This window comes from Nocardioides sp. (assembly GCF_030655615.1).
Taxonomy (GTDB): domain Bacteria; phylum Actinomycetota; class Actinomycetes; order Propionibacteriales; family Nocardioidaceae; genus Nocardioides.
Window position 1 is genome coordinate 1 of sequence record NZ_JAURVJ010000129.1, and the last position, 13,756, is coordinate 13,756.

A 13,756-nucleotide genomic window follows, 5' to 3' on the forward strand; every position below is an offset into this window, starting at 1 on the left:
GGCACAGGTGGGCAGCACGCGCCAGATCGAAACCCCCGCCGGCGAATTCGAGGTGCTGCCCATCAAGACCAGCGGCCAGAGCCGGCAGACGCCGGCCACGGGCGCGCCGGGCCGGCGGTCGCGCCGCGTTCGGCGAGCGCCTTGAGCAGCCGGGGTCGGGACCGGCCGTGGGCGTCGGGCACGAGGAGCAGCACGCCGTCGTCGAGCCCCGGAGGGTCGGCGGCCTGCAGGGTCGCCGGCGACAACGCAGAGAGGAGCGGGCGGACCTGCGACTCGGGCACGACGACCGCGGTCAGGGTGCGCGGCAGGGGCCAGTCGGCGCGCTCGGCGGCGGCCCGCACGGTCTCCTCAGACGCGTCGGAGACGAGGTGGTGCGTCAGGCGCTCGAGCCGGCGCTGGCGGACCCGGCCGGTGGTCTCGAGCTCGTCGGTGTGGCCGGCGACGCTGGCCGCCGAGAGCTCGTCGATGTAGGCGAAGACCAGGGCGGCGAACGACGCGAGGGTCTCGGCGTCGAGCCCGGCCCGCACCGCCCCCGCCGCCATCTGCTGCCAGGAGACGCGCGCGCCGATGCGGTAGGCCGACAGAAGCGCCTCGGTCGACCGGCCGCTGCGGGCCTCGCCCCGGCCCAGCTGGTAGGCCCCCTCGACGGCCGGTGCGGTCGGCGTACGCGGGTCGGCGCCGCGGCGCCCGCTGGCCAGCGAGAGGAACCCGCCCAGCGCGATCTGCACCGCGCTGCGGATGGTCTCGCCCATCGGGCCGTGGAACGCGTCGGTGTAGCTCGGGACCTCCTCGAGGATCGCCGTCACCACCTCGTCGGCGACCTGGGGGAGGCTCTCGCGGATCGTGGTGGCGACCGCCTCAGGCAGGAGCAGCCCGTGGTCGGCGGTACGACGGGGCCTGGGCGGCATCTTTGTCTCCTGCGAACAAAAGTGACGCGAACCTTCACGTCATCAGGTCAGGAGTTTAGCGCGGCTAGCCGACACACTGGAGGACATGACCTCCCCCGCCCTGTACGCACCCGCCCCCCGTGGCGGCCTGCGCCAGCGCCTCCGACGTCTCGCCGACGCGGCCGTCACCCCGCTCGACCTCGACGACGTCCTCGACGTCTTCCACCCGCTGCGCGCCGGCACGGGCGAGTCGGGGCTGCGCGGCCGGATCGTCGAGGTCCGCCCCGAGACCGCCGACTCCGCCACCCTGGTCATCAAGCCGGGTCGCGACTGGGCCGGTCACCTGCCCGGTCAGTACGTCCGCGTCGGGGTCGACGTCGACGGCGTCCGCCTGTGGCGCACCTACTCGCTCACCCACGGCCCGCGTCGCGACGGCTGCATCTCCATCACCGTCAAGGCGATCCCCGACGGGGTCGTCTCCGGCTACCTCGTCCGCCGCGCCCGCGTCGGCCAGATGCTCCAGCTCGCCCAGGCCGACGGCGAGTTCGTGCTGCCCGACCCGCTGCCGGCCAAGCTCCTGCTCGTCACCGCCGGCTCCGGCATCACCCCGGTCATCGGGATGCTGCGCAACCTCTACTCCCGCGCCGTCGCCCCCGCTACCGACATCACGCTCGTCCACGTCAACGTGACCGAGGACAGCGCGATCTTCCGCGACGAGCTCCGCGCCCACGCCGCGGCCGGCCACCTCCGTCTCGTCGAGCGCTACGACGACCGCGACGGCATGCTCGACACCGCCGACCTGGAGACCCTGGTCCCCGACCTCGACGAGCGCCTGGCCTACGCCTGCGGCCCTGCCGGCCTGCTCGACGCGCTCGAGGCGCACCACGAGGCCCGCGGGCTCGACCTCACCACCGAGCGCTTCCGCCCCGTCGTCCTCGGCGAGACCGGCGAGGGCGGCACCGTGTCGTTCGCGTCCGGCCAGGTCGTCGACAGCGACGGCGCCACCCCGATCCTCGACGCCGGCGAGTCCGTCGGCGTCCTGATGCCGAGCGGCTGCCGCATCGGCGTCTGCTTCGGCTGCGTGCTCCCGCTCCAGTCGGGCGCCGTGCGCGACCTCCGCAACGGCGCGATCACCGTCGCCGTGCCCGGCGAGACCGGGCCCGAGGGCATCCCCGTCCAGACCTGCATCAACGCCGCCGCCGGCCCCTGCACGATCAAGATCTGATGCTTCGAGGCTCGCTCCGCTCGCACCTCAGCAACCCGCTTCGAGGCTCGCACCTCAGCAACCGAAAGGACATCCCCCGATGACCGTCATCACCAAGCAGGACGTCAACCCCACCGCCCACCTCACGCCCGAGGACGTCGAGCAGCTCGGGGTCGAGCTCGACGCGATCCGCCAGGACATCCTCGACGCCCGCGGCGCCAAGGACGCGGCCTACATCCGCAAGGTCGTCGACGTGCAGCGCAAGCTCGAGCTCGGCTCGCGTGCGGTGCTCCTCGGCTCGGCCCTGCCGCCGCTCTGGGTGCTCGGCACCCTCGGCCTCTCCGTGGCCAAGATCCTCGAGAACATGGAGATCGGCCACAACGTCATGCACGGCCAGTGGGACTGGATGCGCGACCCCAAGATCCACTCGACCACCTGGGAGTGGGACAACGCCTCGACCGCCGAGGGCTGGAAGCACTCCCACAACGAGATCCACCACACCTACACCAACATCGTGGGCAAGGACAACGACCTCGGCTACGGCATCATGCGCATCGACGAGGACCAGCGCTGGCACCCCTTCCACCTCGGCCAGCCGCTGTGGAACTTCATCAACGCCTGCTTCTTCGAGTACGGCATCGCGGCCTACGACCTCGAGCTCGGCAAGAACCTGTCGATGCCCAAGGAGAAGCGCAGCGACAAGTTCAGGTCCGACCTGTCCAAGACGCTGAAGAAGATCCGCAAGCAGGCGACCAAGGACTACGTCGTCCACCCCGCGCTCGGCCTGCCGCTGGGCTCCACGCTGCCGATCCTGGCCGCCAACTTCACCGCCAACCTCGTGCGCAACCTGTGGTCGCACTCCGTGATCATGTGCGGCCACTTCCCCGAGGGCGTCGAGACCTTCGAGCGCAAGTCGATCCCCGCCGACGAGACCCGCGGCCAGTGGTACCTCCGCCAGATGCTCGGCTCGGCCAACATCTCCGGCTCCAAGGCCATGCACCTGATGACCGGCAACCTCTCGCACCAGATCGAGCACCACCTGTTCCCCGACCTGCCGAGCAGCCGCTACGCCGAGATCGCCCCCAAGGTCGAGGCGCTCTTCGACAAGTACGAGCTCAACTACCACGAGGCGCCGCTCCCGCAGCAGGTCGCCAGCGCCTGGCACCGCGTCGTCCGCCTCTCGCTGCCCAACGGCTTCCTGGCCACGACCACCCCCAAGAACCTCCCGGCGCAGGCCAAGCTGCTGTGGGCCATGAGCACCAAGGGCCCCAAGATCCGTCGCGCCGCCCAGGCCCGCCTGGTCCAGCTCGAGAAGCGCCAGAAGGCCGCCCAGGCCGCCTGACCTGCGAGACCCCCACGGTGGTCGAGCCGCGGGGACGTAGTCACCGCGTGTCGAGACCTCCGCAGGTGCAGGTCGACTCGGCCACGTCGCCTGCGGGGATCTCGACACGGACTCGCCCAGGGGCTCGTCCGGCTCGATCACCGTGACCCGCAGGTCCGGCGTCAGAGCATCCGGCGCAGCCGTGCGAGCGACCGCCCGACCTGGTAGCCGAGGTCGGCGTTGACGCGGCGGATGCCGGTGTTGTGCTCGGCGTTGTTGGTGCGGCTGCTGGTCGCGCCGAGGGCCACGGCGTCGAGGTGGGCCTGCTGCTTGAGAAGGAGCGCCAGGCCGTGGCCGCGGAAGGCCGGGTCGACGCCGGTGTAGTCGATGAAGAGCCGGGCGTCCTCGACCCGGCCGACGGTGATGCCGGCGGGGGAGCCGTCCACACGGGCCAGGACCGCCACCGGGGCGTCACCGCCGCCGCGCCTCAGGTCGTCGAGGTCGGCCACCATCCCGGCGACCGCCTCGGGGTTGGTCTGGCTGGCGAGGAGCATCGCGGCGACGGCGTCGTGGTCGGCGAAGGTGAAGGTCGTCGCGTCCTCGAGGACGACGCCGTCCCCGGGCGCTGGCGCCGGGAGCGGGGTGGCGACCAGGTCGAGCTCGCTCTCGATGCTGACCTGGACCACCTCGAAGCCCCAGTGACCGGCGATGGCGACCGACCTCTCGTCGTCGGCGTCCACGGTGACCCGGAGCTGGTCGACGTCGTCCCGCACCCGGGCGAGCAGCCCGGCGTACAGCGCCGCGCCGACGCCGGTGCCCTCGGCCGCGCGCGCCACCGTGGCGTTGATGACGGCCCACGACCGGGGGAGCAGCACGGGGGTGGTCAGCCGGCCGACGCCGAGCGGGGTGCCGTTGGCGTCGCGGGCGACGAGCGTGACGAGGTCGGGACACTCCGCCGGGCTCGACCACATCCAGGCGACCTCGGCGCGGGGCGCCTTCGGCACGCGGGCGCAGATCAGGTCGACGAGTGCCGGGACCTCCGCCGGCTCGCCCTCGGTCAGCTCCACGGGGCCGCTCACGCGCCGAGCGCGGCGCCGACCACGTCGCGAGCGGCGTCCTGCACCTCGGCGAGGTGGTCGGGTCCGCGGAACGACTCGGCGTAGATCTTGTAGACGTCCTCGGTGCCCGACGGGCGCGCGGCGAACCACGCCGACGCGGTGGTGACCTTGAGCCCGCCGATCTTGGCGCCGTTGCCGGGCGCCTCGGTGAGCTTGGCGGTGATCTCCTCGCCGGCGAGCGACGTCGCGGTGACCGCGTCGGGGCTGAGCGCGGAGAGGGCCGCCTTCTGCTCGCGGGTGGCGGGGGCGTCGATCCGTGCGTAGGCCGGGGCGCCGTGCTGGGCGACCAGGTCGGCGTAGTGCTCGCTCGGCGTGCGCCCGGTCCTGGCGATGATCTCGGCGGCGAGCAGGCAGAGGATCAGCCCGTCCTTGTCGGTGGTCCACGTGGTGCCGTCGGTGCGCAGGAACGACGCCCCGGCCGACTCCTCGCCACCGAAGCCGAACGAGCCGTCGATCAGGCCCGGCACGAACCACTTGAACCCGACCGGCACCTCGACCATGGGCTTGCCCAGGCCCTCCGCGACGCGGTCGATCATCGACGACGACACGAGCGTCTTGCCGATCCGGGCGCTGTCGGGCCAGCCGGGACGCGCGCCGCCGAAGAGGTACTGGATCGCGACGGCGAGGAAGTGGTTGGGGTTCATCAGGCCGGCGTCGGGGGTGACGATGCCGTGCCGGTCGGCGTCGGCGTCGTTGCCGGTGGCCACGTCGAACTCCGTGCGCCGGGCGACCAGCGAGGCCATCGCGTCGGGCGACGAGCAGTCCATCCGGATCTTGCCGTCCCAGTCGAGCGTCATGAAGCGCCAGGTCGCGTCGACCAGCGGGTTGACCACGGTCAGGTCGATCCCGTGCCGGTCGGCGATCTCGCCCCAGTAGTGCACCGACGCGCCACCGAGCGGGTCGGCGCCGATCCGCACGCCCGCCGCCTTGACCGCGGCCAGGTCGACGACCGAGGGGAGGTCGTCGACGTAGGTGCCGAGGAAGTCGTAGGACCCGGCCGCCCGGCGGGCCTTCTCGTAGGGCGTCCGGCGTACGTCGGTCAGCCCGGCCCGGATCAGCTCGTTGGCGCGGGCGGCGATCACCGAGGTCGCGTCGGTGTCGGCGGGACCGCCGTGCGGCGGGTTGTACTTGAAGCCGCCGTCGGCCGGCGGGTTGTGCGACGGCGTCACCACGATGCCGTCGGCCAGCCCCGAGGTCTTGCCGACGTTGGCGCGGATGATCGCGTGGGAGACGGCGGGGGTCGGGGTGTAGGCGTCGCGCGAGTCGACCAGCACCGTCACGTCGTTGGCGGCCAGCACCTCGAGCGCCGTCGCCCACGCAGGCTCCGACAGGCCGTGGGTGTCGCGGCCGACGAAGAGCGGGCCGTCGTAGCCCTGCTCGCGTCGGTAGTCGCAGATCGCCTGGGTCGTCGCCAGGATGTGGGTCTCGTTGAACGAGGTCTTGAGCGACGAGCCGCGGTGACCGCTGGTGCCGAACGCGACCTGCTGGTCGACGTCGTCCGGATCGGGGACGCCCGTGTAGTAGGCCGTCACCAGGTGGGCGACGTCGACCAGGTCGGAGGGGGCGGCGAGCTGTCCAGCGCGAGGGTCGGCCATGGCGCCATGCAACCAGAGATCCGGCCGGCTGGCGTGCCGGGTGGGCGTCCGTGACCCGGGGGCATCGCGCTCGTTGACCTCGTGACGGTCGTCACCAGCCGATCTCGAACGGAGCCCCTCGTGTCCCTGCGTGCCCGCCTCGCCCTCGCCACCCTGCTCGTCGCGACCCTCGCCGCGGCCGGGGTCCCGCTCACGCCGACCGCGACGGCCGTCGTACCGGTGCCGGAGCGGGTGACCGCGGCGGCTGCGGCTCCCGTCGCCGACCGGGCCGGCGGGGTGGCCGGCGCGGCCGGGGTGGCCGGGGTGGCCGGGGTGGCAAGGGCCGCGAAGGCCAAGCCGCTGCGGATCTTCACCTCCTCCAACCGGCCCGACCTCATCTCGGGGGGCGACGCGCGGGTGGCCGTCGAGGTGACGCGCAGGCTCAAGCGCCCGACGCTGCGGATCACGCTCAACGGCCGCGACGTCACGAGCAAGTTCGCGCTGCGCAGCCGGGCCCGCTACGAGGCCTACCTGACCGGGCTCCGCCTCGGCCGCAACGTCGTGACCGCGACGGCCAAGGGCTACTCGGGGCGTCTCGTCATCACCAACCACCCGGCCGGCGGCCCGGTCTTCTCCGGCCCGCAGACCGCGCACTACCGCTGCCAGACCGGCGCCCGCGACGCGAGGTGCAACCAGCCGCCGACCTACCGCTACTTCTACCGGTCGACCAACCCGCTGCAGGCCGGCCTCCAGCGCTACCTGCCGAAGGACCCGCCGGGCGACGTCGCGACGACCACGACCGACCAGGGCGTGCGGGTGCCGTTCATCGTGCGGCGCGAGGACGGGTTCCAGGACCGCGACCGCTACACGATCATCACGCTCTGGCAGCCGAGGAAGCCGTGGTCGCGCTTCGCGCCCCAGCGACAGTTCAACCACAAGGTCCTCGTCACCCACGGGGGCGGCTGCGGGGCGTCGTACACCCCGGGCGACCCGCCGCTCGACGACTACTCCGGCACCATCCCGGCCGGTGTCCCCGGCATCACGCCGTCCTACCTGACCGCGCTCGGCCGCGGCTTCGCGGTCATCTCGACCGCGCTCGACAACACCGGTCACAACTGCAACGTCGCCCTCAACGCCGAGTCGGTGATGATGGCCAAGGAGCGGTTCGTCGAGCAGTACGGCAGCATCCGCTACACCATCGGCACCGGCTGCTCCGGCGGCTCGATCGCCCAGCACACCGTGGCCAACGCCTACCCCGGCATCTACCAGGGCCTGGTCACGACGTGCTCCTACCCCGACACGTTCTCCGCCGGTGCGCAGTTCGCCGACTACCACCTGCTGCGCCTCTACTTCGAGGACCCGTCGCGCTGGGCCACCGGTGTCGTCTGGTCGCCGACGCAGTTCGCGGCCGTCGAGGGACACCTGACGCACCTCAACGCGGTCGTGGCCGACGAGGGGCTCTTCAAGGCCGCGCTCAATCCCGAGCACGAGTGCCCCGGGACGCTCGCCCCCCGGGCCGGCGACCCCTCGACGCGCTACGACTCGGAGACCAACCCGACCGGCGTGCGCTGCTCGGTGCTCGACCTGCTGGTCAACGACCTCGGCCGGCGGCCGACGTCGGTGTGGACACCGCAGGAGAAGGCCGCCGGCCACGGCTTCGGCGGTGTCCCGTTCGCCAACAAGGGCGTCGTCTACGGTCTCAACGCGCTGCGCGACGGGATGATCACGCCTGCACAGTTCGTCGACCTCAACGTCAAGGTCGGCGGCCTCGACGTCGACTCGCAGCCCACCGCCGCACGCATCCCCGGCGACCCGTCCTCGGTGGCCAACGCCTACCGCACCGGCCTGGTCAACGAGGCCACCAACCTCAGCCAGGTCGCGATCATCAACCACGGTGGGCCCGACCCGGGGATCGCCCACGACTACGCCCACGCGTTCTGGACCGAGGACCGCCTCCAGCGCGCCCAGGGCCACACCGACAACCGAGTCATGTGGTTCGGCGTCGTCCCGCTGATCGGCGACGTCCGCTGGGCCAACGACGCGTTCCTCGAGATGGACCGCTGGCTCGGCTCTGTCGAGAAGGACCACTCGGCCAAGCCGCTCGCGAGCAAGATCGCCCAGGCCCGCAAGCGTCTCGACATCACCGACCGCTGCGCCAACGTGCCCGGTGTGCTCGAGCTGCCGGCCGCCGGCGGCGAGGTCACCTGCGTCCTGCCCGACGCGGCCCAGCTGCGCCTCTCGACGCCGCGCGAGGTCGCCGGCGGGAGCCGCTTCAACGACGTGCTGTCGTGCGCGCTCACGCCGCTGGCGCGGGCCGCGGTCGACGTGGGGCTGCTGCCGCTCACCGACGCGCAGTACGCCCAGCTGCAGCAGGTCTTCCCCGACGGTGTGTGCGACAACGCCGCGCGGGGCATCGGCCAGCAGGGCGCCCAGACCTGGCTCGGCTACTCCGACGCGGCCGGCAAGGTCGTCTACGGCGGGCGCAACCTGCCCGGCGTCGGCCCGCGCCAGGCCGACGGGGTGCTCGCCTCGTCGTTCCGGTCGCAGCTGCGGCAGTAGGGGCGCGGGCGGGGCGGGGCAAGGGGACCGCAAGGACCTCGCAAGCGGTGCGGGGCACGGTACGGCCCATGAAGCGAACCCCTGCCCTCTGCGCCCTGCCCGCCCTCGCCGTCGCTGCTGTCCTGGTCCTGGCCGGCTGCGGCGACGACTCGTCCGACTCCCCGGCATCCTCGCCCTCGTCCGCCGCGACCCCGGCGGCGTCGTACGACGGCGTCGACCCGGACGGCCTCGTCGCCTGCCTGGGCGACGCCGGCGTGCCGAGCCGGGTCACCGACACGGTCCCCCTCGGCGTCGAGGTGCCGGTCGTCGACGTGGACGCCGACGGCCGCGCGACCCTCTGGGTCTTCCGCACCGGGGCCGAGGCCGCCGACAACCGCCCGCTGATCACGCTGAGCGACGAGGACACGCCCGTCAGCAGGCTCGTGGACAACGTCGTCGTGCACTACGCCGACCTCGACACCGCACCGGTCGACGCCGTCGACTCCTGCCTCGCCTGACCCGCGCACCTCGGGGGTCCCGGCACGGTGGTCGAGCCGCGGGGACGGAGTCACCGCGTGTCGAGACCGCCCCGGGGGCCGGTCGGGTCGGGTACGTCGGTCGCGGGGGTCTCGACGCGGGCTCGCCGGGGCTCGCCCGGCTCGACCACCGTGGGGGTCAGCGCCAGCCGAGAGCGGGGGCGACGTGCTCGACGAGCGACTCCAGCAGGTGGGCGTTGTAGTCGACGCCCAGCTGGTTGGGGACCGTGAGGAGCACCGTGTCGGCGGCCGCGATGGCCTCGTCCTCGGCGAGGTCGTGGGCCAGCTGGTCGGGCTCGCCGGCATAGGTCTTGCCGAAGCGGGCCTTGCCGCCCTCGAGGAAGCCGACCTGGTCCTGGCTGCGGGACTCGCCGCCGAAGTAGGCGCGGTCGAGGTCGGAGGTGATCGGGAAGATGCTGCGGCTCACCGAGACGCGAGGCTCCCAGTCGTGGCCGGCGGCGGCCCACGCCGTGCGGAAGGCCTCGATCTGCTGGGCCTGGAGCTGGTGGAACGGGATGCCGGAGTCCTCGAGCAGGAGGGTCGAGCTCATCAGGTTCATGCCCTGCTGGGCGGTCCACTCGGCGGTGCCGCGGGTCGACGCGCCCCACCAGATGCGCCTGTCCAGGCCGGGGGCGTGGGGCTCGATGCGCAGCAGGCCGGGCGGGTTGGGGAACATCGGGCGCGGGTTGGGCTCGGCGAAGCCGTCGCCCTTCAGTGCCTCGAGGAAGAGACGCGTGTGCTCGCGGGCCATGTCGGCGTGGTCGGTGCCGGCGGCGGGCTCGTAGCCGAAGTACTTGTAACCGTCGATGACCTGCTCCGGTGACCCCCGGCTGATGCCGAGCTGCAGTCGCCCGGCCGAGATCAGGTCGGTCGCGCCGGCGGTCTCGGCCATGTAGAGCGGGTTCTCGTAGCGCATGTCGATCACGCCGGTGCCGATCTCGATCGTGCTGGTGCGGGCGGCGATCGCCGAGAGCAGCGGGAACGGTGACGCGAGCTGTCGCGCGAAGTGGTGCACGCGGTAGTAGGCGCCGTCGACGCCGAGCTCCTCGGCCGCGACCGCGAGGTCGATCGACTGCAGGAGGGCGTCGGACGCGGTCTGCACCTGCGAGTGCGGCGAGGGCGTCCAGTGGCCGAAGTTGAGGAAGCCGATGCTCTTCTTCATGGTGGGGTCAACAGTAGTTGAAGCGTCAATCTTCCCCGCGCCGGTTCGGGAGGCTCGCCGTACGCCATGCTGGCGGCATGACCGTCGTGGGCCGGGTGTCCGAGTGGTACGACGACGAGGGCTGGGGCGTCGTCGAGACCGCCACCGCCCCCGGCGGGTGCTGGCTGCACTTCTCGTCGCTCCTCGTCGCCGGCCACCGCCACGTCGAGGTCGGGCAGGACCTCGAGCTCAGCGTCGTGGCCGGCGACCAGGAGGGCTACCGCTTCCGGGCCGACGAGGCCTGGCCGGTCGGCACCGAGCCGCACCGCCCGCCCGAGCACCACGCCGGCGACGCCACGGCGTTCCACAGCACCCTCACGCTGTCCTTCGACGACGTCGACGGCCCGGACGGCCCCGACGCCGAGCCGCCGCGGTAGTCCCTGACGTAGATCAAGGATGCGGGCCGCGGAATCCTGATCCTCGTCAGGGACTACCGCGGCCGGGGGCCTAGGGGTAGGTGATCCCGGTCGTCCGCTCGCTGAGCTCCCAGAGCGCCCGGCCGGCCTCCGGGTCGCGTGCGGCGCTGCTGCCGGCGGTGACCTGCGGGGTCCCTCCGAACTCGCCCGGCCCGCTCGGCCCCACGAACGAGGCGCCCGGCAGGTCGGCGGTGGCGGCCATCAGGGTCGGCCAGGCGCCGGCGGCGGCGGGCTGGGAGACGGCGCGGATGGCGGCGTCGAGGATCGACGCGATGCCGCCGGAGGAGCGGCCGTACTGGCCGTTGGCGGCGAGGTGGGTGCCGGCGAAGCCGGGGTGGGCGGCGAGCGCCTTCACGGGTACGCCGTCCTCGCGGCACCGGTGGTCGAGCTCGGCGGTGAAGAGCAGGTTGGCGAGCTTGGACTGGCCGTAGACGTGCCACTTGCGGTAGAGCCCGCGGCCGTGTCGCGTGGGGTCGCCGAGCGGCGCGCGTCCGCCGTAGTAGTGGTAGAGCGACGAGACGGTGACGACGGTGGCGGCCCCGCTCGCGACCAGCTGCGGCAGCAGCAGCCCGGTGAGCAGGAACGGCCCGAAGTGGTTGGTCGCGAGCTGGAGGTCGAGGTCGTCGACGGTGCGCCGGCGTCGCGTGCCCATGACGCCGGCGTTGTTGACGAGCAGGTCGATCGGGCCGAACCGCTCGGCGTCGGCGCCGGCCGCGCGCACCGAGCCCAGGTCGGAGAGGTCGACGACCAGCCGGTCGAGAGCGGCGGCGGGCACCTCCTCCGTGATCGCCGCGGCGGTCTCGTCGAGCTTGGCCGCCGTACGCCCGGCGAGCACGACCCGGGCGCCGCGCCGGGCGAGCTCGAGGGCGGTGTGGTGGCCGAGACCGCCGAGCGAGGGACCGGTCACGACGGCGGTGCGGCCGGCCTGGTCGGGGATGTCGGCGACGGTCCAGGTGTCGACGGGTGCCTTCACGGGGTGGTCGCCATGACCGAGACGATGCGGGCCCCGAGCTCGGCGTCGCCCTCGATGGTGACCGCGCCGGCGGGCGGCGTACGACGGCCACCCGCGAGCACCACGAACGACTCGCGGTCGGTGCGCAGCGTGACGGTGGGGTCGGCCGGGACCACCGGCAGGCGCTCGCCACGACCGGCGTCGTTGACGGCGTAGGCGATGGTCGGGCTGCCGGCGACGTCGAGCACCGCGGTGGTGCTGGGGGCGGCGCCGGCCTTCTTGGCGACGACGAACCCGAACGACTCGGTGAGGTAGTCGGCGGTGTGCTGGGCCGGGCGCGAGTCGAGGCCCCCGGGCCGGCCGACGGCGCGTCGTACGTCCTGCTCGTGCATCCAGATGTCGAGCGGGCGGTTGCGCAGCAGCACCTCCCAGGTCCACGGCACCCCGGCGAAGATCACCGGCGGCCGCGCCGAGGCGTCGGTCGGCGGGTCGGCGAGCAGCTGCGCGTGCCGCCGGCCGGTGACCTCGCGGATCTCCGCGACGATCTCGTCGGGCGTGCGGTCACGGCGGTTGCACACGCCGATCTCGGTGTAGAGGCCCATGAGACCGGTGACGTGGGGCGGCTCACCGACGTCGGCTGTCTCCTCGGGGTTGCCGGCGAGGATGCTCTCGAGGTGGGCGGTGTGGGACGCGCAGGCGCGGACGTCCCAGCCGGCCAGGTCGGTCGGCGTCGCCCACTGCTCGGCCGGGACCTGCTCGAGGACCGCGGTGAGGTCCTGCACGGCCTGCCACCAGGTCTCGACGTAGCCAGCCAGCCGGTCCTTGTCCTCGTCACCCACGGGGTGACTCTAAGGGGCGCCGGTCACTCGGAGTAGGAGCTGTCGTAGACCTCGATCTCGTCGTAGCCGCTGATGTCCTCGCCGTAGCCGTTGCAGGTCAGCCGGGCGCTCCGCTCGTAGGCGATGGTGTTGCCGCCGGTGCACGAGATGGAGCCCAGGCGGGCGTTGTCGGCATAGAACTCGAAGTAGAGGTAGACCGACTCCGCGTCCTCGTCGTCACGGTGGTTGGTGACCCGGAGGCCGGACACCTCGGTGTCGAAGCCCTGTGCGGGCTTGCTGATCGACCAGCCCTGGTCGTAGTCGAAGCCGCGGATCGAGAAGGCGTCGCCCTCCTCGACGCTGACGGGGTCGTTCTCGGAGCCGGGGTAGTCCGTGTCGAAGACGTCGTCGACGTTGTTGAAGAACGCGACGCCGAGGGCGAAGAGCCCGCCGCAGAAGACGAGGACGACGGCGCCGACGATGAGCAGCACGTTGCGGGTCGTGTGGTTGGGCTTCTGCGGGAACTGCGCGTAGGGGTTGGGGTAGGCGCCCTGGGAGTAGGGCGGGTAGGGCTGCTGGTAGGGCTGCTGCGGCTCCTGGGGGCCGTACGGCGGCTGCTGCGACATGGCCGCATTGTGTCCCGTCCGGCCGCCGCTAACCACCGAGCGCGAGACCGGCTGCGATGGCGAGCATCGTGAGGCCGATCAGGACGTCGAGCACCCGCCACGCGCGGGGCGTCGACAGCGACCGGTGGGCGAGCCGGGCGCCGTACCCCAGGGTGGTGAACCAGACGATGCTCGCGGTCCCGGCCCCGGCTGCGAACCACCAGCGCGCATCGTGGGTGTTGGCGATCGAGCCGAGCAGGAGCACGGTGTCGAGGTAGACGTGCGGGTTGAGCCAGGTCAGGGCGACCGCGGTCCGTACGGCGCGCCCGAGGGTCGCGTCCTCGCCCGTCGCGGCCTGCAGCGAGCCGCCCTGGCGGGCCCGGAGGAGCGACGTGACGCCGTACCAGGTCAGGAAGGCGACGCCGGCCCAGCGGACGACGTCGATCACCCACCCGGCCTGCTCGACGACGGTGCCGATCCCCGCGACGCCGGCCACGATGAGCACCAGGTCGCTGAGCGCGCAGACCGCCACCACCGGGCCGACGTGCCGGCGCGCCAGGCCCTGCCGCAGCACGAAGGCGTTCTG

At 72.8% G+C, this 13,756-nt stretch carries 13 protein-coding genes; 5 read left to right on the top strand and 8 right to left on the bottom strand.

The annotated features are described in order from the left end of the window. Window positions 1-62: 62 nt before the first annotated feature. Entirely contained in the window at window positions 63-908 is an 846-nt protein-coding gene (locus Q7T52_RS10955) for a hypothetical protein (protein WP_304802370.1), read from the bottom strand. Between the two features lie 85 nt (window positions 909-993). On the opposite strand from Q7T52_RS10955, the gene Q7T52_RS10960 reads away from it, so the two are divergent. Together Q7T52_RS10960 and Q7T52_RS10965 are read left to right on the top strand one after the other, a co-directional pair. After that, the gene (locus Q7T52_RS10960) at window positions 994-2,112 is read left to right on the top strand and encodes a ferredoxin reductase (protein ID WP_304802371.1); all 1,119 of its coding nucleotides are present in this window, start codon (window positions 994-996) and stop codon (window positions 2,110-2,112) included. A 79-nt stretch (window positions 2,113-2,191) separates the two neighbouring features. After that, complete coding sequence (locus Q7T52_RS10965; protein ID WP_304802373.1) at window positions 2,192-3,433, top strand: acyl-CoA desaturase; 1,242 nt, start codon at window positions 2,192-2,194, stop codon at window positions 3,431-3,433. A 161-nt stretch (window positions 3,434-3,594) separates the two neighbouring features. Here Q7T52_RS10965 and Q7T52_RS10970 read toward each other — a convergent pair whose 3' ends face one another. Together Q7T52_RS10970 and pgm are read right to left on the bottom strand one after the other, a co-directional pair. Continuing rightward, entirely contained in the window at window positions 3,595-4,491 is an 897-nt protein-coding gene (locus tag Q7T52_RS10970) for a GNAT family N-acetyltransferase (protein WP_304802375.1), read from the bottom strand. Then, window positions 4,488-6,125, bottom strand: a complete 1,638-nt coding sequence (gene pgm / locus Q7T52_RS10975; RefSeq protein ID WP_304802377.1) for a phosphoglucomutase (alpha-D-glucose-1,6-bisphosphate-dependent) — start codon at window positions 6,123-6,125, stop codon at window positions 4,488-4,490. Before pgm ends, Q7T52_RS10970 begins: the two co-directional genes overlap by 4 nt. A gap of 120 nt (window positions 6,126-6,245) precedes the next feature. Here pgm and Q7T52_RS10980 point away from each other — a divergent pair, with 120 nt between their 5' ends. Beyond that, window positions 6,246-8,663 carry a DUF6351 family protein gene (locus tag Q7T52_RS10980; RefSeq protein WP_304802379.1) on the top strand — a complete coding sequence of 806 codons (2,418 nt, stop codon included), beginning with the start codon at window positions 6,246-6,248 and terminating at the stop codon, window positions 8,661-8,663. Between the two features lie 68 nt (window positions 8,664-8,731). Then, complete coding sequence (locus Q7T52_RS10985; RefSeq protein ID WP_304802381.1) at window positions 8,732-9,160, top strand: hypothetical protein; 429 nt, start codon at window positions 8,732-8,734, stop codon at window positions 9,158-9,160. 157 nt (window positions 9,161-9,317) lie between these two features. On the opposite strand, the gene Q7T52_RS10990 is transcribed toward Q7T52_RS10985, so the two are convergent. Next, complete coding sequence (locus Q7T52_RS10990; RefSeq protein ID WP_304802382.1) at window positions 9,318-10,340, bottom strand: LLM class flavin-dependent oxidoreductase; 1,023 nt, start codon at window positions 10,338-10,340, stop codon at window positions 9,318-9,320. Window positions 10,341-10,417: 77 nt separating this feature from the next. On the opposite strand from Q7T52_RS10990, the gene Q7T52_RS10995 reads away from it, so the two are divergent. Next, complete coding sequence (locus Q7T52_RS10995; protein ID WP_304802384.1) at window positions 10,418-10,756, top strand: hypothetical protein; 339 nt, start codon at window positions 10,418-10,420, stop codon at window positions 10,754-10,756. 70 nt (window positions 10,757-10,826) lie between these two features. On the opposite strand, the gene Q7T52_RS11000 is transcribed toward Q7T52_RS10995, so the two are convergent. From Q7T52_RS11000 to Q7T52_RS11015, 4 genes are all read right to left on the bottom strand, one after another. Then, the gene (locus tag Q7T52_RS11000; protein WP_304802386.1) at window positions 10,827-11,768 is read right to left on the bottom strand and encodes an SDR family NAD(P)-dependent oxidoreductase; all 942 of its coding nucleotides are present in this window, start codon (window positions 11,766-11,768) and stop codon (window positions 10,827-10,829) included. Then, entirely contained in the window at window positions 11,765-12,586 is an 822-nt protein-coding gene (locus tag Q7T52_RS11005) for a maleylpyruvate isomerase family mycothiol-dependent enzyme (RefSeq protein WP_304802388.1), read from the bottom strand. Before Q7T52_RS11005 ends, Q7T52_RS11000 begins: the two co-directional genes overlap by 4 nt. Before the next feature lie 23 nt (window positions 12,587-12,609). Beyond that, on the bottom strand, window positions 12,610-13,191 hold the full coding sequence (locus Q7T52_RS11010) for a hypothetical protein (protein ID WP_304802390.1): 582 nt from the start codon (window positions 13,189-13,191) through the stop codon (window positions 12,610-12,612). Between the two features lie 28 nt (window positions 13,192-13,219). Then, window positions 13,220-13,756: LysE/ArgO family amino acid transporter (locus tag Q7T52_RS11015; RefSeq protein ID WP_304802392.1), on the bottom strand; the 537-nt coding region annotated here is incomplete at its 5' end.

What these genes read in the sequence shown, in the direction of transcription:
- Q7T52_RS10955 (WP_304802370.1), bottom strand. Translation starts at nt 908, where the DNA reads ATGCCGCCCAGGCCCCGTCGTACCGCCGACCACGGGCTGCTCCTGCCT.
- Q7T52_RS10995 (WP_304802384.1), top strand. Translation starts at nt 10,418, where the DNA reads ATGACCGTCGTGGGCCGGGTGTCCGAGTGGTACGACGACGAGGGCTGG.
- Q7T52_RS11010 (WP_304802390.1), bottom strand. Translation starts at nt 13,191, where the DNA reads ATGTCGCAGCAGCCGCCGTACGGCCCCCAGGAGCCGCAGCAGCCCTAC.
- Q7T52_RS10990 (WP_304802382.1), bottom strand. Translation starts at nt 10,340, where the DNA reads ATGAAGAAGAGCATCGGCTTCCTCAACTTCGGCCACTGGACGCCCTCG.
- Q7T52_RS10985 (WP_304802381.1), top strand. Translation starts at nt 8,732, where the DNA reads ATGAAGCGAACCCCTGCCCTCTGCGCCCTGCCCGCCCTCGCCGTCGCT.
- Q7T52_RS10965 (WP_304802373.1), top strand. Translation starts at nt 2,192, where the DNA reads ATGACCGTCATCACCAAGCAGGACGTCAACCCCACCGCCCACCTCACG.
- Q7T52_RS10960 (WP_304802371.1), top strand. Translation starts at nt 994, where the DNA reads ATGACCTCCCCCGCCCTGTACGCACCCGCCCCCCGTGGCGGCCTGCGC.
- pgm (WP_304802377.1), bottom strand. Translation starts at nt 6,125, where the DNA reads ATGGCCGACCCTCGCGCTGGACAGCTCGCCGCCCCCTCCGACCTGGTC.